Origin of the sequence: Sphaerisporangium sp. NPDC005289 (genome assembly GCF_040607455.1) — a bacterium.
Taxonomy (GTDB): domain Bacteria; phylum Actinomycetota; class Actinomycetes; order Streptosporangiales; family Streptosporangiaceae; genus Sphaerisporangium; species Sphaerisporangium rhizosphaerae.
The window spans coordinates 1-20,058 of sequence record NZ_JBEXGS010000006.1 but is presented as its reverse complement, the minus strand read 5'-3'; the positions used below and the strand labels follow the sequence as shown (position 1 = coordinate 20,058).

At 73.4% G+C, this 20,058-nt stretch carries 13 protein-coding genes; 5 read left to right on the top strand and 8 right to left on the bottom strand.

Features of this window, described 5'->3' with window-relative positions; genetic code table 11:
- Positions 1-86 precede the first annotated feature (86 nt).
- Positions 87-1,913, bottom strand: a complete 1,827-nt coding sequence (locus ABZT47_RS12565; RefSeq protein ID WP_354839771.1) for an ABC-F family ATP-binding cassette domain-containing protein — start codon at positions 1,911-1,913, stop codon at positions 87-89.
- A gap of 186 nt (positions 1,914-2,099) precedes the next feature.
- Entirely contained in the window at positions 2,100-3,116 is a 1,017-nt protein-coding gene (locus ABZT47_RS12560; RefSeq protein ID WP_354840611.1) for a 4-(cytidine 5'-diphospho)-2-C-methyl-D-erythritol kinase, read from the bottom strand.
- Between the two features lie 271 nt (positions 3,117-3,387).
- Between ABZT47_RS12560 and ABZT47_RS12555 the strand changes: the two genes are divergently transcribed.
- Positions 3,388-5,151, top strand: coding sequence for a serine/threonine-protein kinase (locus ABZT47_RS12555; RefSeq protein ID WP_354839768.1), 1,764 nt, complete (start codon positions 3,388-3,390; stop codon positions 5,149-5,151).
- On the top strand, positions 5,148-6,743 hold the full coding sequence (locus ABZT47_RS12550; protein WP_354839766.1) for a hypothetical protein: 1,596 nt from the start codon (positions 5,148-5,150) through the stop codon (positions 6,741-6,743). The genes ABZT47_RS12555 and ABZT47_RS12550 overlap by 4 nt, the downstream gene beginning before the upstream one ends.
- Positions 6,744-6,852: 109 nt before the next feature.
- On the opposite strand, the gene rsmA is transcribed toward ABZT47_RS12550, so the two are convergent.
- A complete protein-coding gene (rsmA, locus tag ABZT47_RS12545) occupies positions 6,853-7,719 on the bottom strand; it encodes a 16S rRNA (adenine(1518)-N(6)/adenine(1519)-N(6))-dimethyltransferase RsmA (protein ID WP_354839763.1) in 867 nt (288 codons plus the stop codon).
- A 143-nt stretch (positions 7,720-7,862) separates the two neighbouring features.
- Here rsmA and ABZT47_RS12540 point away from each other — a divergent pair, with 143 nt between their 5' ends.
- Together ABZT47_RS12540 and ABZT47_RS12535 are read left to right on the top strand one after the other, a co-directional pair.
- Positions 7,863-10,271 carry a protein kinase gene (locus ABZT47_RS12540; RefSeq protein WP_354839760.1) on the top strand — a complete coding sequence of 803 codons (2,409 nt, stop codon included), beginning with the start codon at positions 7,863-7,865 and terminating at the stop codon, positions 10,269-10,271.
- Positions 10,272-10,504: 233 nt separating this feature from the next.
- Positions 10,505-11,998 carry an integrin alpha gene (locus tag ABZT47_RS12535; RefSeq protein ID WP_354839757.1) on the top strand — a complete coding sequence of 498 codons (1,494 nt, stop codon included), beginning with the start codon at positions 10,505-10,507 and terminating at the stop codon, positions 11,996-11,998.
- A gap of 128 nt (positions 11,999-12,126) precedes the next feature.
- Here the strand turns inward: ABZT47_RS12535 and ABZT47_RS12530 are convergent, their stop codons facing one another.
- From ABZT47_RS12530 to ABZT47_RS12515, 4 genes are all read right to left on the bottom strand, one after another.
- The gene (locus ABZT47_RS12530; RefSeq protein WP_354839754.1) at positions 12,127-13,161 is read right to left on the bottom strand and encodes a ubiquitin-like domain-containing protein; all 1,035 of its coding nucleotides are present in this window, start codon (positions 13,159-13,161) and stop codon (positions 12,127-12,129) included.
- A gap of 247 nt (positions 13,162-13,408) precedes the next feature.
- Positions 13,409-14,278, bottom strand: coding sequence for a TatD family hydrolase (locus tag ABZT47_RS12525; protein WP_354839752.1), 870 nt, complete (start codon positions 14,276-14,278; stop codon positions 13,409-13,411).
- A complete protein-coding gene (gene metG, locus ABZT47_RS12520; RefSeq protein WP_354839750.1) occupies positions 14,275-16,068 on the bottom strand; it encodes a methionine--tRNA ligase in 1,794 nt (597 codons plus the stop codon). Before metG ends, ABZT47_RS12525 begins: the two co-directional genes overlap by 4 nt.
- A gap of 104 nt (positions 16,069-16,172) precedes the next feature.
- Positions 16,173-17,396 (bottom strand): glycosyltransferase family 2 protein, encoded by a 1,224-nt coding sequence (locus ABZT47_RS12515; protein ID WP_354839747.1) that lies wholly within the window; start codon positions 17,394-17,396, stop codon positions 16,173-16,175.
- 111 nt (positions 17,397-17,507) lie between these two features.
- Here ABZT47_RS12515 and ABZT47_RS12510 point away from each other — a divergent pair, with 111 nt between their 5' ends.
- A complete protein-coding gene (locus ABZT47_RS12510; protein WP_354839745.1) occupies positions 17,508-19,034 on the top strand; it encodes a hypothetical protein in 1,527 nt (508 codons plus the stop codon).
- Here the strand turns inward: ABZT47_RS12510 and ABZT47_RS12505 are convergent.
- Positions 19,017-20,058, bottom strand: a 1,042-nt coding sequence (locus ABZT47_RS12505) for a phospholipid carrier-dependent glycosyltransferase (RefSeq protein ID WP_354839742.1), incomplete at its 5' end; no start/stop codon positions are given. The genes ABZT47_RS12510 and ABZT47_RS12505 overlap by 18 nt on opposite strands.

The following is a 20,058-nucleotide window of genomic DNA, read 5'->3' as shown; positions in this document are numbered from 1 at the left end:
CCGATATCGCCGACCACCTTCCCCCCGCGTCGGCGCCACCAAGTGCTACCAGCGAAGAGGCAGGGACAAGGGACGGGCTGTGGGGGTCACTCGCCGAGTTTTTCGGCCAGGTCCATCCATTCCAGTTCGACGGTTTCCTTCTGTGCGCGGAGGTCCTTGAGCTCGGCGTCCAGGGACGCCAGCCTGCCGTAGTCGGAGGCCGCGTCCGCCATGGCGGCGTGGAGCACCGACTCGCGCCCGCTGATCTTGTCGAGCTGGCGCTCCAGCCGGGACAGTTCCTTCTGCAGCTCACGCAGCTCGCGGGCCGACAGGCCCGGCGCGGCCGGCGCGGCCTCCGGCTGCCCGCCGCCCGCCTCACCGGCGGCCGGTGCGCGCGAACCCGCCGGAGCCGAACCGGCCCTGGCCGTCAGCGCCGTGCCGGACGACCGGCGCTGGAGGTACTCCTCCACGCCGCCCGGCAGCAGCGACAGCCGGCCGTCGCCCAGCAGGGCCACGCAGCGGTCGGTCACCCGCTCGAGGAAGTAGCGGTCGTGGCTGACCAGCACCAGCGTGCCCGGCCAGGCGTCCAGAAGGTCCTCGAGCTCGTTCAGCGTCTCGATGTCGAGATCGTTGGTGGGCTCGTCCAGCAGCAGCACGTTGGGGTCGTCCATGAGCAACCGCAACAGTTGCAGCCGCCGCCGCTCGCCGCCGGACAGGTCGCCGACGACCTTCCACTGCGCCTCGCCGCGGAAGCCCAGCCGCTCCAGCAGTTGCGAGGCGGTCCACTCGCGCTTGCCGACCTGGATGAACTTGCGGATCTCCTCGACGGTCTCCAGGACGCGGCGGTTCGGGTCGAGCTCGGCGAGCTCCTGCGACAGGTGGGCCAGCCGCACCGTCTTGCCACGCACGACCGTGCCCGAGTCGGGCCGGACCGCGTCCGCGAGCAGCCGCAGCACCGACGACTTGCCCGAGCCGTTCACCCCGATCAGCCCGACGCGGTCGCCCGGGCCGAACTGCCAGGTGCACCGGTCGAGCACCAGCGGACCCTCCCCGGGCCCTCCGGCGTGCAGAGTGACCTGGTCCAGGTCGTACACCGTCTTGCCGAGCCGCGCCGAGGCGAACTTCACCAGCTCGACGGTGTCGCGGACCGGCGGCTCGTTCGCGATGAGCGCCTGGGCGGCCTCGATGCGGAACTTGGGCTTGGACGTGCGGGCGGGCGGGCCGCGGCGCAGCCAGGCGATCTCTTTGCGCATGAGGTTCTGCCGGCGCTCCTCGGACGCCTGCGCGATGCGCGCCCGCTCGGCCTTGGCCAGCACGTACGCGGCGTACCCGCCCTCGTACCGCTGGACCGTGCCGTCCACGACCTCCCAGGTGCGGGTCGACACCGCGTCCAGGAACCAGCGGTCGTGCGTCACGACGAGCAGGGCGGACCGGCGCTGCGACAGGTGGCCGGCCAGCCAGGCGATGGCCTCGATGTCGAGGTGGTTGGTCGGCTCGTCCAGGATGACCAGATCGTGCTCGTCGATGAGCAGCCGGGCGAGCGCGGTGCGCCGCCGCTCGCCGCCGGACAGCTCGCTCGCCCGCGCCGAGAGGTCGATGTCGCCGATGAGGTTGGCCAGGATCTCCCTGACCGCCTGGTCACCGGCCCATTCGTGCTCGGCGCGCTCGCCCAGCACGACCTCCCGCACGGTCACCGCAGGGTCGAGATCGTCCCGCTGGGACAGAAAGCCGATGCGCAGCCCGCGGGTGTGCGTGACCCGCCCGGCGTCGGGCTTGAGCGTGCCGGCGATCACGGAGATCAGCGTCGTCTTGCCGTCGCCGTTGCGCCCCACGACGCCGATGCGGTCGCCGGCCTCGATGCCGAGCGACACCTCGCCGAGCAGGGGCTTGGGACCGTAGGCATGGGAGACCGATTCGAGGTTAACCAGATTCATCGTGCCCAAAGCCTATCCGCGCCCACTCGCCGCCGCACCGCCCCGGCCCTTGCCCCGCCCAGCCCTCGGCGGGTCCCTGCGAACGGCCCGGCGGAGGTGATCGTCAGGCGGGGACGACCCCAGGAAGGGTGATCGTCAGGCGGGACGATCCCGGGGAAGGTGATCGTCAGGCGCGGACCACCCGAGTCAGGCGGGGACGACCACGGCGCCCGGGACGGGGCCTCGCGCGGTGACGGCCTCGCGGCAGACGCCCGTCGCGCGCAGGGCCGTCGCCAGGCCGGCCGCGTGGGCCTCGGACTCGGCGAGGAAGGCACAGGTGGGGCCGGAGCCGGACACCAGAGCCCCGAGGGCTCCGCTGTCCCGTCCCGCCGCGAGGGTGCGGGCCAGGGGACCGCACAGCGCCAGCGCGGCGGGCTGCAGGTCGTTGGCCAGCGCCGCGCCGAGCGCCTTGACGTCTCCGGCGGCGAGCGCGGCCATGAGGGCGTCGTCGGCCCGCGGCCAGGCGACCGGCTCACCGGCGGCCTCGCGCAGCCGGTCGCACTCGCCGTACACCTTGGCCGTGGACAGGCCGCCTTCGGCGAGCGCGAACACCCAGTGGAACTCGCCCGTCACAGGGACCGGCGCGAGCTTCTCACCGCGTCCGGTTCCGACGGCCGTGCCGCCGAACAGGGCGAAGGGGACGTCGCTCCCGAGATCGGCGGCGATGTCCATCAGCTCCCGCCGGTCGAGGCGCAGGCCCCACAGCTCGTCGCAGGCGATCAGGGCGGCGGCCGCGTCGGCGCTGCCGCCCGCCATGCCGCCGGCGACGGGGATGGCCTTGCGGATGGCCAGGTGGGCACGCACGGGCCGGCCGGCGCGCGCCGCCAGGGCGACAGCCGCCTTGACCGCGAGGTTCTCCCCGTCGAGCGGCACCTGGCCCGCGGGGGCGCCCTCGACGCTCACCGTGATCATGGCTCCGGAAGGGGTGGCCGTGCCGGTGGCGGCGTTCGGGGGCGTGGCCTCGCCGGTGACCGTGCCGTCATCGGCTGCCACGGCGGCCATGGCGTCCATCGCGTCCTCGGCGGGCGTGATCACATCGGTCGCGGTGACCTCGTCGAACAGGGAGACGGCGTGGAAGACGTTCACCAGGTCGTGGTAGCCGTCGTCACGTCGCGGGCCGACGGAGAGCTGCAGGTTCACCTTGGCGGGCACCCGCACGGTCACGGAGGTCACGGGATCCGATCGTAACGCCCGCGCCACCGCGCCACGGCGCGCGTCCCGGCATGTACACCTCCGGGCATGTGCACCTCCGGGCATGTGCACCTCCGGGCATGTGCACCTCCGGGCATGTGCGCGTCCGGGCGGGTGCGCGGCGCGTCTGGGCGGGTGCGCGCGGCCTCGGCGACCGCCGACCGTAACGGATATGTAGGTAAACGGTCGGACAAAGCACATCGAGCATCTGTACGGTGACCGTTCGGGGGCCACGGGGTGAACGGTGAAGGAGAGATCCATCGACGGCCAGAATGTCTCCTCCCCGCTGACGAAGGACGATCCTCGCGCGATCGGGGAGTACACGCTGACCGGACGCCTGGGTGAGGGCGGCATGGGAACGGTCTACCTCGGCACGTCCCCGACCGGCCGCCGGGTCGCGGTCAAGGTCGTCAAGCGGCAGTTCACCGAGGACGCCGGGTTCGCCGCGCGCTTCCGCTCGGAGGTGGCCAACGCCCGCAAGGTCGCCTCGTTCTGCACGGCGAGGGTGCTGGACGACGGCGTCGCCGAGGACGGGCGGCCCTACATGGTCACCGACTACATCTCCGGCACCCCGCTGTCCACACAGATCGCCACCTACGGCTCGCTGGAGGAGTCGCCGCTGGTCGGCATGGCCTTCGGGGTCTGCGCCGCGCTCGCCGCCATCCACGCCGCGGGCCTGGTCCACCGCGACCTGAAGCCCGGCAACGTCATCCTGTCCATGACCGGGCCCCGGGTCATCGACTTCGGCATCGCCCGCGCGCTCAGCGGCCTCACCGGCCCCACACTGACCGGCGAGGTCGTCGGCACGCCGGGATGGTGGGCCCCCGAGCAGATCGACGGCGGACCGGTGACCCCGGCGGCGGACGTCTTCGCCTGGGGGTGCCTGGTCGCCTACGCCGGCACCGGGAGGCATCCGTTCGGCGACGGCGACCCGATGACCGTCGCCTACCGCATCCTGCACGAGGAACCGCGGCTCGCCGGCCTGCCCGAGCCGCTGGACCGCCTGGTCCGCCGAGCGCTCCACCGCGACCCGCTCCTGCGGCCGACGGCCCGCGACCTGCTGCTCGACCTCATCGGCGGGGAGGCCGACGGGCCCTCCACGCACGTCCTCGAAGCGCTGTGGGAGCCGCCGAGCAACCTGCGGGCTCCCGGCGGGCCGTCCGGTCCGGACGACGACCCCGGCGGGCCTCTCGGCGGCCACGACGGCAGGGACGGGACGACACGCCCCGACCACCGGCCGGGACGACCGCGGCATGAGCCGGGAGGAGAACCCGAGCCCGGGCCGTCCCCGGAGCAGGCGCTCCCATCAGGGCAGGAGGGGGCGACCCTGCGCGGGCACGGGCCCGGCGGCGAGCCGGACCCGGAGTCACCGGGCCGGCACGACTCCGGCCCGGCGGGCTACTCCCGACCCGCGGACGGGCGCGACCACGGACCGGCGGCGTGGCGGCCGGGCGGGCGGCGACGGGCGCGGACGCGCGCGGCCGCCGCCCTCGCCGCCGTCGCCGCCGCGCTGGCGCTGATCGCCGGGGCCGCCCTCGTAGTGCGATGGATGGGGCCGGACGCAGGCGGAGGAGCCGGGGCGCCCGCCCGGGACACCGACCTCGGCCGTCGCGTCTTGGTCGGCGAGCGGGGGCTGCAGTTCCTGGTCAGCGCCCCGCCCGTCTGCGGCGGCCCGCCACCGGCCGGCGGCACGGGAGGCCCCGGCGGGCAGACCTGCCGTGCGTACTGGTTCGTCCTCAACATGGGCGGGACGCCCGTGACGCTCACCGGCGCGCCGGAGCTCGTGGACGACGCCGGCGGACGGCACGCGATGGCCCGCGCCGTCGGGACCGGCGCGCCGGACGGCCCCGGGGCCGTCGCACCCGGCCCCGGAGAACGCCCCGTCGACATCCGTCCCGGGCAGGTGCTGACCTTCGGGGCGGCCTACGAACTGCCCGCCGGCCGCACGGCCGTCGCCCTCACCGGCCGCATCGCCGCCGGCACCGCTCCGATCGAGGTCCGCCTGTGACACTCCTCCTGCGGCGGCTGGCACTGGTGGTGCCGCTGCTCCTGCTGCCCCTGGACGCCACCGCCTCCCACGGCTCCACGGCCCGGCTCGCCTACTCCCCCAGCGCCACGGCCCCCTCCCCCAGCGCCACAGCCTCCTTTCCCGCCGCCTCAGCCCCCGGCCCTGAGGCGTGCGCGCACGCGGGAACGGCGGACTTCAACGGGGACGGCTTCAACGACGTCGTGGTGGGCGACCCCTTCGGCGAGCCGCCCGACCGGTGGGCGGGCTGGGGTCACCTGTTCCTCCTCAGCGGCACCTCCCGGGGATTCCCCGACGTGGTCGGCAGACCGTTCCCCAGCGGCGGCGGCCTGAGCGGCTGGACGGCCCGCGCCGGGCACCTCGACGGCGACGGCTGCCTGGACCTGGTGGTCGCGAGCCCTCACTGGAACGGCTACGTCACCGACAAGTCGAGCAACCGGGTCACGCTCGTCCCCGGGGCGGGCACCGTCACCGTCTACTGGGGCGGGCCGGACTTCGGCCGCCCCGGGGCCGCCCGGCTGGACCTGCACGCCCCCTCTCCCCGCAACGAGGCGCACTTCGGCTGGTCGCTCGCCGTCGCCTCCGGCCTGCTCGCCGTCGGGGCGCCGTACGAGGACGCCGACGGCGTCCCCGACTCCGGCGCGGTCTACCTGTACCGCTTCGGCGGCGACCGCGGCCGCGTCCCCGGCGATCCCCGCCGGATCACCCAGCAGACGCCGGGCGTGCCGGGCGACGGGGAGGCCGGCGACCTGTTCGGGTGGTCGGTCGCGCTGGGCGCGCTCGCCAAGGGCCCCGCCCCGGACCTGGCCGTCGGCGCCCCGTACGAGGACACTCCGCTCGACGGCCGGACGGTGCGCGACTCGGGGGCCGTGACGGTGCTGTACGACGCCGCGGAGGGCCCCGGCGGGTGGTACCGCGGCAAGGGCTGGGACCTGTCGAAGCTGACCGACCAGGTGCCGGTCAACGAGGGAGACCTGTTCGGGTACTCCCTCTCCTACGGAGACGCCGTCGGCCGGCTCGCGGCCGGCGCTCCGTACGCCGATCCGCTCGGCGCCCGGGACGCCGGGATCGTCCAGATATTCTCCGGCGGCCGCACGGCGCCCGAACCCGTTCCGGCGTGGACGTTCTGGCAGGGGAACGTGGGGGAGATCAGCGAGCCGCGAGACGCGTTCGGCTTCTCGCTGGCCTTCTCGGGCGGCCGCGACCTGGTGGTGGGCGCGCCGTTCGACGGGGACGGCACCCATCCGGAGACCGGGGCCGTGCACGTGCTGACGCTCACGCCGGCCGGGACGGCGTCCGGCCCCACACCGTCCACGGAACCGCCGCTCGCCCAGCCCGCCCGTCTGGTGCGATCGCGCGGCCCGCAGAGCTTCGAGCACTTCGGCTGGTCGGTGAGCGGCGCGGGCGAGGGATGGGTGATCGTCGGCGCTCCCGACCGGGACGGGACGGGCGCGATCGGCCTGGTGCGGATGGGCGGCACGGACGCCGAGCCGCTACGCCCGGGCGACGGGCACATCCTGCCCTTCGACCGGACCCACCACCCCACCGACTTCGGCGCCACGGTCGCGGGATGACCCCAACTCAACGCCTCGCAGCACAGCGCCCCCGCCGAAGCCGAGCACGCCGCCCACGCCATCCGCGACCATCTCGCCGCGACCGCACCGGACATATCTGACGGCGCCCTCACATAGGGGTGGGGCGGTGTTCGGCTATGCGGGCGAAGTCTTCGATGGGGAGTTGTTCGCCGCGTTGGGCGGGGTCCACGCCGGCCGCGCGGAGCGCCGTCTCGGCGGCGGCGGGAGTGCCGGCCCAGGAGGCGAGGGCGGCCCGCAGGGTCTTGCGCCGCTGGGCGAACGCCGCGTCGATGACCGCGAACACCTCCTCACGCGAGGCGGTGGTCGCGGGCGGCTCGCGGCGGGTGAGCGCCACCAACCCTGAGTCGACGTTCGGCACCGGCCAGAAGACCGTGCGGCCGACCGGCCCCGCGCGGCGCACGTCGGCGTACCAGGCCGCCTTGACCGACGGCACCCCGTACACCTTGGATCCCGGACCTGCGGCCATGCGGTCGGCGACCTCGCTCTGCACCATCACCAGGCCCTTGCGCAGCGACGGCAGCACCTCCAGCAGGTGGAGCACGACGGGCACCGCCACGTTGTACGGCAGGTTGGCCACCAGGGCGGTGGGCAGGGCGCCCAGTTGCCCGGGCAGGACGCGCATCGCGTCCGCCTGGACGACGGTCAGGCGACCGGCCAGCTCGGAGGCGCGCTCGGCGACGGTGATCGGGAGCTGAGCCGCGAGGACCGGGTCGATCTCCACGGCGACCACCTCGGCGGCCTCGGGGAGCAGGGCCAGGGTCAGCGACCCGAGCCCGGGCCCCACCTCGATCACGACGTCGTCGGAGGTGACCTCCGCCACTCTGACGATGCGCCGGACCGTGCCGCCGTCGATGACGAAGTTCTGCCCGAGCCGCTTTGTCGGACGAAGGTCGAGCTTGTGCGCCAAATTACGTATTTCGGACGGGCCCAGCAAACCCACAATTGAACTCCCCATCCATTCAGTGTCTCGCACCGAACACTCCCCAGAGCCGGCGGACGAACCGCTCGAATCGCCCTGCGAGCCGTAACCGATCTTCAAGCGGAAGGAAAGTGGGCATGGGTAGTGTGGCCACGCCAGGGAGCGAGGAGGCGTCGTCGATGGACCGTACAGGTGCGGACCCGCTCCTCCCTGCCGATCCCCCGAACATCGGGCCCTATCGGTTGCTCGGCCGCATCGGCCAGGGAGGTATGGGCACCGTCTATCTCGCCGAGGCGCCCACCGGACGGCCCGTCGCGGTGAAGGTCGTCAAGGCCGAGTTCACCGTGGACGAGGGCTTCGCCGTCCGCTTCCACGCCGAGGTCACCAACGCCCGGCGCGTCGCGTCGTTCTGTACCGCCGAGGTGCTCGACAACGGCAACGCCGACGACGGCCGGCCGTACATGGTCACCGAGTACATCGCCGGGACGCCGTTGTCCAAGCAGATCTCCCGCTTCGGCGCGCTGGAGGCGGGCACCCTGCACGGTGTCGCCCTCGGCGTGGCCGCCGCGCTGGCCGCCATCCACGTCGCCGGGCTGGTCCACCGGGACCTCAAGCCGGCCAACGTCATTCTGTCGATGTCCGGCCCGCGAGTGATCGACTTCGGCATCGCCCGCGCCCTCGACGCCACCCAGGGGGTCACCCGCTCGGGCGAGCTGCTCGGCAGCCCCGGCTGGTGGGCGCCGGAGCAGGTGCGCGGCGAGGAGATCTCCCCGGCCGCCGACGTCTTCGCCTGGGGATGCCTGGTCGCCTACGCCGGCAACGGGCGGCACCCTTACGGGCGCGGCGACCTGATGACGCTCGCCTCCCGCGTGCTGGCCGGCCGGCCGGACCTCGGCACGCTGCCCGCTCCGCTGGACCGGCTCGTGCGGCAGGCCACCGATCCCGACCCGCGTCGCAGGCCCTCCGCCCAGGAGTTGCTGATCGCCCTGGTCGGCGGCGACCCGACCGGTGCCACGCCGCCACCGGCCGCCGCGCGGGTCGTTCCCGTGGACCCGCCGACGCTCGTGGCCACCGAGATGCTGAACGAGTCGTGGGAGCCCCCCGCCAACGTCGCCGCCGCCGAAGAGGCTCAGAGAGCCGAAGGCGTTGAAGGCGTCGAAGGCGCTCACGGCTCTTACAGCTCTTACAGCTCTCACGGCTCTCACGGCTCTCACGGGGCTACGGGGCCCTCCGCGGGCGTGCCCTTCGTTCCTGCCACGCCCGTGGCCGGTACGCCCTCCGCTGCATCCACGGCCGCCGCGGACGTCCCCTCCGGCCCCTCCGCGCCCGCCACGACTTCCGGTCCTTCCGGGCCTTTCACGCCCGTCAAGCCCGCCGGCCCTTCCACACCGGCCATGCCCGCCGGTCCTTTCATGTCGGCCACGCCTTCCGGTCCCTCCGGGGCTGCCGGAGGAGGGACTTCGAGCGGGCTCGCCGCCGAGGGCATCGGGGACACCGACGACACCAACCCCGGCCTGTCGCTTCCTGGGCTCGCCCTGCCCCGGCACCTGTCCGCGCGCCCGGCACCCGGCGCCGCCGGACCTTCCGTCCCAGGACGCACCGCCACCTCCGCACCAGGAGCCGCGACACCCTCCGGCCCGGGAGCCGCGACGTCCGCCATCTCAGGGACCACCGGGCCTCTCACGCCGGCAACCGCGACGTCCGCCGGTCCGGAGACCGCCGCCCTCTCCGCGTCCGGAGCCGCGGCGTCCGCCGTCCCGGGAACCGCCGCACCGTCCGGTCCGGGGGGCGCCACGACGTCCGGTCCGGGGGGCGCCGCGTCCGCCGAGGCCCTCTCCTCGGCCGGCCGTGGCCTCGCCGCCGCATCGCAGGCCCCGACCGCCGCGGAGTTCCGCACGGACACCGCGATCGATCCTGGGGCCTTCCCGGCGGAGAGCGCGACCGCCGCCGCGGGGACGCGGACCGAGGACACGCGGCCGTCTGCGGGGGCGGACGGGGTCACCGTGCCGTCCTCGATCCCCGCGACCGGCGGCGAGCCGCGGCGCAGGTCGCTCGGCCGCAGGTGGCTGGTACCGGCGCTGACGGTGCTCGGCGGGCTCCTGGTCACGGCGGGCGTGCTGGTCATGGTGCTGCCCGACCGCACCCCGGTGCGCGCCACCGGCGTGGCCGCCGTCACCGCCCCCACCCCCACACGTGAGACCGACGTAGGCCGCCGCTACGCGGCGAGCGAGACGCTCGACGGCCCGCAGTTCGTCATCCCGTCCAGGCCCCAGTGCGGCCTCACCTCCTACCAGGGAGCCACGCCCGACGAGGGCCGGTTCTGCGTGGTCAGGTGGACGCTGATCAACCCCGGCGGGGTCCCGGCGGCGGTCTCGGCGACGCCGCCCGTGCTGGTGGACGACCGCGGCGCCGAGCACGAGCCGCTTACGACCGGCGCGGCGTCCTCGGGTTCCCCAGCGGTCCCCGCGACCCTGCCGCCGGGCGGCAGGCTCGACGGCGTGCTCGTCTACGACCTGCCGCCGGCCCGGGGCCCGGCCACCCTGAAGGTGCCGATCTCCGACACGACCACGATCGAGGTGCGGCTGTGACCCTGCGCCCGCGGCGAGCATCGGCCGCCTTCACCACCTCACCGGCCGACTCCCCCTCGGGCTCGCCCGGGACCTCGGGCTCGCCCCGGTCTTCAGGCTCGTCCGGTTCGCCGAACTCGCCCAGGGCCGCGAAGTCGTCCTGCTCGTCGGGTCCGTCCGGAACCTCGGGCCCGTCGGCCTCGTCCGGGTTATCGAGCCGATCTGGTTCATCCGGGTCATCCCGCTTATCGGCCGTGCTGCTGGCGGCCGGGATGCTCGTCGTGTCGCTGGCCGTGCCGGGCGCCCAGCGTGCCGAGGCGGCGGCCGGCTGTGCGAAGGCGAGCTCCAACGACTTCGACGGGGACGGCCGCGACGACGTGGTGGCGGGCGATCCGCTGGCCGACGCGGCCGGCGTGCGCGGCGCCGGGGCGGTGCACGTGCTGCCGGTCGGCGGCGACGGCCCCGGCCGGGGGCTGGTGATCACCGCGCCCGCGCCGCATCCCGGCGACGCGTTCGGCTGGACCGTCCGCACGACCCACTACGACGGTGACCGGTGCCTGGACGTCATCGTCGGCGCCCCCTACGCCGACAGCGGGGACGCCGTCGACGCCGGAGCGGTGTACGTGATCCGCGGCGGCGCCTACGACGGACGGGTGCCGGCCGGCGCGATCAGCGAGATCTCCGCCCCCAAGCCCGAGCGGGACGCGCACTTCGGCTGGTCGCTGGCGGCCGCCCGGTCCGCGGGCCGCCCGGCCGGCGTGATCGCCGTGGGGGCGCCGTACGAGGACGCCGACGGCACCGGCGACTCCGGCGCGATCTACCTGTACTGCGCCAAGCCCGAAGGGGGCGCCGAGCCCGCGCTGCGCATCACCCAGGAGTCCGAGGGCATCGTCGGCAACGGCGAGCAGGGCGACATGTACGGCTGGTCGCTGGTGTTCGGCCGGTTCGGCGGGCGCGACGACTCGGTGGACCTCGCGGTCGGCACCCCGTACGAGAACGACGACGGGGTCGGCAGGCAGGCGGGCGACTCCGGCAAGGCCGACACCGGAGCGGTCGAGATCATCTACGACGCCGCCGAGGCCGCGAAGGCGTACACCAGCGTCAAGTGGGGCATCCCGAACTCGGTCAAGGGCGTCACCGAGCACCCCGGCGACCGGTACGGGTACGCCCTGGCCTACGCCGAGTCCGGCGGCCGGCCGTATCTGGCGGCCGGCGCGCCGCTCGCCGACCTGCCGGGGGCGACCGACGCCGGCCTGGTGCAGGTGTTCACCCGGGGCAAGGACGGCGCTCCCGTTCCCTCACGGACGATCCGGCTCGGCGGCGAGGGCCTGGCCGACCAGCCCCCGAAGGCCGGGGCGTCCATCGGCTGGTCGCTGGCCATGGTCGGGTCCGCGACGTCGCTGCGGCTGGCGATCGGCGGCCCGTTCGACTCCGCCGGCGCACCGCAGGGCGGCGCGATCAGGCAGGTGCCGCTCGTCGGGGGCCCGGCGGGCGGGGCCGCGCAGGCGGGCCTGGCCCGGCCGTACGACCACCTCGGCGGGTCGATCGCCGCCTTCGGCGCGGCGGACTCCTTCGGCCCCGGCGCGGGGCTGCTGGCGGGGGTGCCGGACCGGCGCGACGCTCCCGGCGGGGCGGTGGCGGTGCTCCGCGACGGCGCCGCGGCCCGCCTGGTCGTCCCCGGACGCGACGCGGTGCCCGCCGTCCCCGGCGGAGCCTCCGTCGACTTCGGCGCCTCCGTCAGCGGCTGAGGACCGCGCGGCCACCGCGCCCCCCGAAGACGAGTGCCGCGTCCGGCGGAGCGACTTCGGCGCCTCCCTCAGCGGCTCTCGACCGCGCGGCCACCGCCCCCGAGTGCCGGTGTACGGCGACGGGGTCGTCAGCGGGTGAACAGTAGGGCGCCGCAGGCCGGCCATTGGGCGCGCCAGCGGCCGGCGACCCGTTGGTAGAGGAGTTGGGCGCGGTAGGTCTGCTCGTCCGCCGCCCAGTCGAGCGGGGTCCTCATCCCTCCGGCCGCCTGCCACATGGCCAGGCTGAGCTGGTACATCCCGAAGTACGGCCCGGCCGGGTCGAACGCCTTGGGGTTGGCGAGGGTCTCGCATCGCGCCAGCGCGGGCCAGTTGAGCGCGGCGACGGCGGGGCTGACCGCAACCGTGTGCGGCGGGGCGGCGGGCGCCGCCGGGATGATGCGGATCACCTCGCTGTCCTCGGGGAAGGCGTCCATCGGAGGACGCACCCGGTCGCCCCGGGCCAGGGTGATCTTCTGCTGGGCCAGCACGGCCCGCACCGTGCGCCGGGTGGTCACGGCGTCCAGCCGGACCCCGCCCCGGACGACCGTCACCCGGCGCCGCGTGCGCACGTCGAGCGCAAAGCCCGAGATGGGGATCTGCCGCATCCGGGAGGCCGACAGGGTGGCCAGGCGGTCGTTCAGTTTGAGCTGCTGGAGCGCCTCGCCCACGTTGATGGCGGTCACGGTGTGCACGCTCCTCCTGCCGTCCACGGTGAGGCGGAGCGGGCGGGCGTGGCGCACGATGATGGACGAGCCGTCGGCGACCGGCGCGGTGGGCGGCGGGGACACCACGTCCCCCGGGCCGACCCGCACCTTGACCGCGGCGAGGACGTCCCGCACGGTCGCGCCGAAGCTGCGGACGGTGGTCTCGCCGCCGTCCACGGCCAGCCGCACCTCTTTGGCGAGCACGTGGCCGGTCAGCAGGCCGAGCGAGACGCCCGCCACGACCGCGCCCACCGCCCATGCCCACACCGCCCACACCGCGCGGACGGCGCGGACGGCGCGGACGGCCGGTCGCGGACCGGAGTGCAGGCCGGGCGGACGAGGCCGGGACGTGCGGCGACGGCGGGCACGACGCGACCCCGCACGCCGCGCGCCCCGTCCAGGGGCCGGAGATGGATCCACAGCGCGTCCTTCAGGTAGACCGAAGACGGTGGGGGACCGGTGGGCCGCGCGGTCGGTCTCACCGAGGGCTGCCGACGCTAGCGCCGGGCCTCCCTCCTCCTCAACCGGTTCGCCGAAACCAATCCGTGACATTGACTCCGCTTGGGAGTACCGGACCGGATTAAAGGGACAAAGGGACGAACGACTGCTCCGCCGCCGCACCCCGGGCCATGATCGACCGGCCGGGACGGGGACGGCCCCTGCGGAATCACCAGGCGCCGAAGACTCTTTCGCCGTTGGCGCTGATGGCGCGGGCCAGGTCGTCGACGGGCGTCCCCTTGACCTCGGCCAGGCAGCGGAGCGTGAGCGGGATCAGGTAGGGCGCGTTCGGCTTGCCGCGGTGCGGGGTGGGCGGCAGGTAAGGGGCGTCGGTCTCCACCAGCACGAGCTCCGGCGGCGCCACCCTGGCGGCCTCGCGGAGGTAGGCGGCGTTCTTGTAGGTCACCGGGCCGGAGAACGACATGACGTACCCCGCCTGGACGCACCGCCGGGCCATCTCGGCGTCCCCGGAGAAGCTGTGGAACACAACGACCTCGGGGGCGCCCTCCTCGGCGAGGACCCGCAGGACGTCGTCGTGGGCGTCCCTGTCGTGGATCACCAGCGCCTTGCCCGTGCGCTTGGCGATCTCGATGTGCGCGCGGAAGGACGCCTGCTGGTCGTCATGGGAGGCCCAGTCGCGGAAGTGGTCGAGCCCGGTCTCACCCACGGCGCGGACCTGCGGCTCGCCGGCGAGCTTCTCGATCTCGGCGAGCACCTCGGGCGTGGCGGCGTGCGCCTCGTTGGGATGGATCGCCACGCCCGCGTAGACGTCGTCGTGCCGCCGCGCGGTCTCGGCGTTCCACCGCGATGAGCGCAGGTCGTAGCCGATCGTCACCAGCCGGGTGACGCCGACCGCCCGCGCGTCGGCCAGGATGCGCTCGACCCCGCCGCTCGCCGCCTGGGCGGCCAGTGCCACCTGGTCGCCCGAGGACGCCTTGCGGTCGCCCACCATGATGTCCAGGTGGCAGTGGCTGTCGAAGACCTCCGTGTCGAGCGGCGGCGGCGCGGGCGGGACCTCGGCCGCCGGGCGCTCGCTCACTCGGCGGACGGGGAGTCGAGGCGGGCGAGCTCCTCCTCCACCACCTTGGGGTCGAGCTTGGCGAACAGCGGCGTGGGCGGTGCCAGCGGAACGCCCGCCCGCAGCGGCCTGGACTCCCAGGTGGCCGCGCCGTCGTACTCGCCGCCGATCACCGGGTAGTGGCGGCCGTCCTCGTCGTCGACCTCGCGGATCTGCGGCATGCCCGACCACACGCCCTCCCCGCCGAGCATGGCGTGCACCTTGTTCGACGAGCCGGGCAGGAACGGGGTGAGCAGGGTCTTGGCGTCGTCGACGACCTGGAGCGCGACGTGCAGGATGGACTTCACGCGCTCGGGGTCGTCTTTGAGCTTCCAGGGCTCCTGCTCGGCCAGGTAGCGGTTGGCGTCGCGGACGACGTCGAAGGCCTCGGTGACGGCGTTCTTGAACCGCGACCTGCCGAGCTCGGCGCCGACCGCGGGGAAGGCCGCGCGGCTGCGCTCGAGCAGCGTGCGGTCGGCGTCGGTCAGCTCGCCCGCCTCGGGCACCGCGCCGAAGTTCTTGGCCGCCATCGAGATCGAGCGGTTGACCAGGTTGCCCCAGGCGGCGACGAGCTCGCCGTTGTTGCGGTTCACGAACTCCGACCAGGTGAAGTCGGTGTCCTGGTTCTCCGGGCCGGCCACGGCGATGTAGTAGCGCAGCGCGTCGGCGTCGTAGCGCTGGAGGAAGTCGCGCACGTAGATGACGACCTGGCGGCTGGAGGAGAACTTGCGCCCCTCCATGGTCAGGAACTCGCTGGAGACCACCTCGGACGGCAGTGCGAGCTTGCCCAAGGACCCCGGCGTGCCGCCCCGCGCGCCTTCGCCGTTGTAGCCGAGCAGCATCGCCGGCCAGATCTCGGAGTGGAAGACGATGTTGTCCTTGCCCATGAAGTAGTACCCGCGGGCGTCGGGGTTCTGCCACCACTGGCGCCAGGCGTCGGGGTCGCCGGACCTGCGCGCCCACTCGATGGAGGCGCTGAGGTAGCCGATGACGGCGTCGAACCAGACGTACAGCCGCTTGTCGCCGCGGTCGCGCCAGCCGTCAAGCGGGATCGGCACGCCCCAGTCGAGGTCGCGGCTGATCGCGCGCGGCTGCAGGTCGCCGAGGAGGTTCAACGAGAACTTCAGCACGTTGGGCCGCCACTCGCCCTGCTTGGACTGCAGCCACGTGCCCAGCGCCTCGGTGAAGGCGGGCAGGTCGAGCATGAAGTGCTCGGTCTCGATGAACTTCGGCGTCTCGCCGTTGACCTTGCTGCGCGGGTTGATCAGGTCGACCGGGTCGAGTTGGTTGCCGCAGTTGTCGCACTGGTCGCCGCGCGCCCCGTCGTACCCGCAAATGGGGCAGGTGCCCTCGATGTAGCGGTCGGGCAGCGTGCGGCCGGTGGACGGCGAGACCGCGCCGAGCGTGGTCTTGGGGAAGACGTAGCCGTTGTCGAACAGGCCCTTGAAGATCTCCTGCGCGACGGCGTAGTGGTTGCTGGTCGTGGTGCGGGTGAACAGGTCGTAGGACAGGCCGAGGGCCGTGAGGTCCTCGGCGATCACCCGGTTGTAGCGGTCGGCGAGCTCGCGGGCGGTGACGCCCTCCTTGTCGGCCTGCACCTGGATCGGCGTGCCGTGCTCGTCGGTGCCGCTCACCATCAGCACCTTGTTGCCCGCCATCCGCTGGTAGCGGCTGAAGACGTCGGACGGCACGCCGAACCCGGAGACGTGCCCGATGTGGCGGGGGCCGTTTGCGTACGGCCACGCGACGGCGGTCAAGATGTGCTGGGACATGGCACAAGCCTAGATGCCCCGGCGGAACGTCTCGAACCGTTTACCCCTACCCGTGCGAAGAGCCGCCTGACACCCCGTCAGACGGCTCTGGGCGGAAGGAAGGATCAGGCGGCCGGGGTGCTCTCGCGCTTGACGGCCTCGGCGGCCTCCTCGGCGGCGGAGGCGGCGACGTCGGCCAGGGTCTCCTTGGTGCGGCGGATGCCGAGGATGCTGATGAACAGCGACGCGAAGATCGTCTGGAAGCTCATGATGAGGGCGGTCGCCGACGGGACGACCAGGCGCAGCGACTCGGCGGGGATCAGCGGCCCGAAGTTGCGCACCTGCCAGTGGGCCAGCGAGGCGACCATGCCGGCCAGGCCCGCGAGGGCGAGCAGGCCGCCCGCCACCAGGCCCTTCTCCAGCGTCACGACGTCGACCAGCCGCTTGATGCGGCGGTCTTCGGGCAGGAAGCCCTCCTCGGCGGCGTACACCTTGGTGAACAGCGCGAACAGCACCGCCTGGAAGCCGATGACCACTCCCGCCGACGCGCCGACCAGGGTGTCGATATCGAAGGCGAGCTTGCCGATGTAGACCGGGCCGAAGGTGAGCGCCGCGCCCGCCGCCAGGCCGAGGACCATCAGCACCATGCCGGGGATCAGGAACAGCCAGCGCGGGCTGTACAGCAGCAGGAAGCGCAGGTGGCGCCAGCCGTCGCGCCAGGAGCGCAGGTGCGGCGGGCGGGTGCGGCCGTCGGGGCTGAGCGTCGTCGGCACCTCGCGCACGTCCAGGCCCTGGAGCGTGGCCTTGACGACCATCTCGCTGGCGAACTCCATGCCGCCGGTCTGCAGGCCGAGGTTGAGGATGGACTCGCGGCGGAACCCGCGCAGGCCACAGTGGAAGTCGCGGATGGCGCTGGGGAAGAACAGGCGGCCGATGAACGACAGCACCGGGTTGCCCAGGTAGCGGTGCAGCGGCGGCATGGCGCCCGGGGCGATGCCGCCGCGGAAGCGGTTGCCCATCACCAGGTCGGCGCCGGAGCGCAGCTCCTGCACGAAGGGCGCCAAGGCGGTGAAGTCATAGGAGTCGTCGGCGTCCCCCATGATCACATAACGGCCGCGCGCGGCGCGGATGCCGCCCATCAGGGCGTTGCCGTAGCCCTTCGCGTCCACGTGGACCACGCGGGCCCCTGCGTCGCGGGCGAGCTGCTGGGACCCGTCGGTGCTGCCGTTGTCGGCGATCACCACCTCGCCCTCGATGCCCTGCTCCGCCATGCAGGCCAGCGCCTTACGGACACATGTTTCGACGGTCTCCGCCTCGTTCAGGCATGGCATGACCACGGTCAGTTCCACGTCGAAACCCCTCGTTCGCGCCTCGATCATCGTCTGCGTAGTTCAACCATGATGCCCTCTGCCCCCCGGTGCTCGGGTCAAGACGTCGAAAGGGCTGGCATCCTGTAAACCATGGTGACCGTTGCCGACCCGGCACAGGCCGGCCTGCCCACGCCGCGCAGGGGTGCGCGACTCTGGGAGTTCGTCAGGACTCGGCGGCTGTTCGTGATCGCCGTCGTGCTCGGCGCGGTCCTGCGGGTGATCGCGATGCTCGGCTACCGGCCGGCGATGTGGTTCAACGACTCCTACGAGTACGTCTCGGTCGCCCTGCACCCCCGCCCGCACCCCATTCGTCCGGACGGGTACGGATTCTGGCTGCTGATCCTCAAGCCGTTCCACAGCTTCGCGCTGGTGGTCTTTACCCAGCACCTCATGGGGCTGGCGACGGCGGTGCTGGTCTATGCGCTTCTCAGGCGCAAATTTGGGCTGCCCGACTGGGGGGCGACCCTGGCCACCGTGCCGGTGCTGTTCGACGCCTACCAGATCCAGCTCGAACAGATGATCATGTCGGACACCATGTTCACGCTGCTCATCGTGGGCGTGGTCACGCTGGTCCTGTGGCACAGGCGGCTGTCGTGGAAGGCGGGGGCCGCCGTCGGGCTGCTGCTGGCTCTGACGGCACTGACGCGCAGCATCGGCCTGCCCATTCTCGCCGTCGTCGTGGTCTTCCTGCTGGTCAAGCGCACCCACTGGAAACCCGTGGTCGCCGTCGTGGCCGCCTGCGCGGTGCCGGTGGTCGCGTACATGGGGTGGTTCTCGGTGGTCAACGGCCAGTTCGCGATGACGCAGAGCGACGGGCTGATCCTCTACATGCGCACCGCCAAGTTCGCCGACTGCAGGAAGATGCAGATCGACGTCCAGCGCGAGCAGAACCTCATCCCTCTGTGCATCAATCCCAACGTCGAACGCAGCAAGTTCTCCCAGCTCTACCTCTGGTACAGCGGCTGGGGCGAGGTCCTGCACCGCTATGGCGCCGACAAGTTCGACCGGTCGCTGAACGACGCGGCGGGCACGTTCGCCAAGCGGGCGATCCTCGCCCAGCCCGGCGACTATCTGGCGGCCGTCACCGGCGACCTGCTGCGCAGCTTCCGCTGGGACCGGCCGGTCTTCCCCGACCCCAACACCTGGAACCAGTACCAGTTCGACGGCAAGGGCGTGAACCGGCACGACACCACGCGGCTGCTGACCTCGCTCCCCCACTGGCCGAGCTACCTGGGCTGGACCGACCGCGACATGGTCGCCTACGAGCAGGGCAGGGCCAGCACCCGGGTGTACTGGCCGTGGGCGACGGTCATGGAGCGCTACCAGCGCGTCGCCGCCATGCCCGGTCTGGGGCTCGGACTGGCGATGCTGGTGGGCGCGGCCGGGGCGGTCGTGCGCTGGCGCCGGCTGGGCGGGCCCGGGCTGCTGCCGCTGGTGGCGGCGGCGGCCCTGGTGGTCGCGCCGGCGGCCACCGCCGAGTTCGACTACCGCTACCTGCTGCCCGCCGCGCCGCTGGCCTTCCTGTCGGCCGCCATCGCCGTCCGGCACGGCCTGTGGCCCGCGCGCCGTGGCGAGCCGGCGCCGCCCGCGGAGGCGCGGCTAGATCCAGCTGGGTAGGAGCATGCGCCGGTACCAGTCGTCGTAGGGGATGAGCTCGGCGGTCAGCGCGGGGTGCAACCAGGCGAAGTTGGCGATGCTCAGTAGCACGAACGCCCCGGTCACCGCCGCCCCGACGGCCCTGCGGGAGCCCGTGACGCGGGAGGGGCCGATGAGCAGCCCGGCCGCGAGCGTCAGCGCCAGGATCATGAACGGCACCACGGGCGCCATGTAGAACAGGAACATGGTGCGGTGGTCGGCGATGGCGTAGTAGACCCACGGCAGCCAGCCGACGCCGTAGGCCAGCAGCACGGCCCCGGCCCGCCAGTCGCGGGTGGCCACGTACCAGGCGATCAACGCGATCAACGCCACCAGCGCGCCGTACCAGATGACCGGCGTGCCCACCCCGAGCGTCGCCTGCGAGCAGCTGGCCGCGCCGCATCCCTTGGGGCTCTGGTAGTAGAAGGCGACCGGGCGCAGCAGCAGCGGCCACTGCCAGGGCCACGACTGGTAGGGATGCGTCTGCTCCAGGCCTGTGTGGAAGGTGAGCACCTGGAGCTGGTAGTCGATCCACGACCGTGCCGAGCTGAACACCCAGTAGACCCAGCCGCTGGAGGTGGCCTGGGCCCAGTTGCGGCCGTAGCCGTAGGCGGTGGCGAACCAGCCCGTCCAGGACACCGTGTACGTCAGCGCCGGTACGGCGGCGACCGCGACCAGTGAGGTGGGCACGTCGTGGCGGAACATGCCGGAGAACGGGCGGCGCAGTCCGACCGCCCGGCGGGCTCCGGCGTCCCACACCAAGCTCATCACCGCGAAGGCCACCAGGAAGAAGATGCCGCTCCATTTCGTGGCGCAGGCCGCGCCGAGACACGCCCCGGCCGCGATCCGCCAAGGTCGCATGCCCAGCCACGGTCCGCCGTCGCTCAGCGGCGAACTCTCGTACCACCCCACCAGGCGTTCGCGGGAGCGGTCACGGTCGACCACCAGGCAGGCGAACCCGCACAACACCCAGAACATCAGGAACACATCCAGCAGCGCCGTGCGG

Bases quoted from the DNA above. Each gene is read 5' to 3' on its own strand.
- ABZT47_RS12565 (WP_354839771.1), bottom strand. From the start codon at position 1,913: ATGAATCTGGTTAACCTCGAATCGGTCTCCCATGCCTACGGTCCCAAG.
- rsmA (WP_354839763.1), bottom strand. From the start codon at position 7,719: ATGGGGAGTTCAATTGTGGGTTTGCTGGGCCCGTCCGAAATACGTAAT.
- ABZT47_RS12540 (WP_354839760.1), top strand. From the start codon at position 7,863: ATGGACCGTACAGGTGCGGACCCGCTCCTCCCTGCCGATCCCCCGAAC.
- metG (WP_354839750.1), bottom strand. From the start codon at position 16,068: ATGTCCCAGCACATCTTGACCGCCGTCGCGTGGCCGTACGCAAACGGC.
- ABZT47_RS12510 (WP_354839745.1), top strand. From the start codon at position 17,508: ATGGTGACCGTTGCCGACCCGGCACAGGCCGGCCTGCCCACGCCGCGC.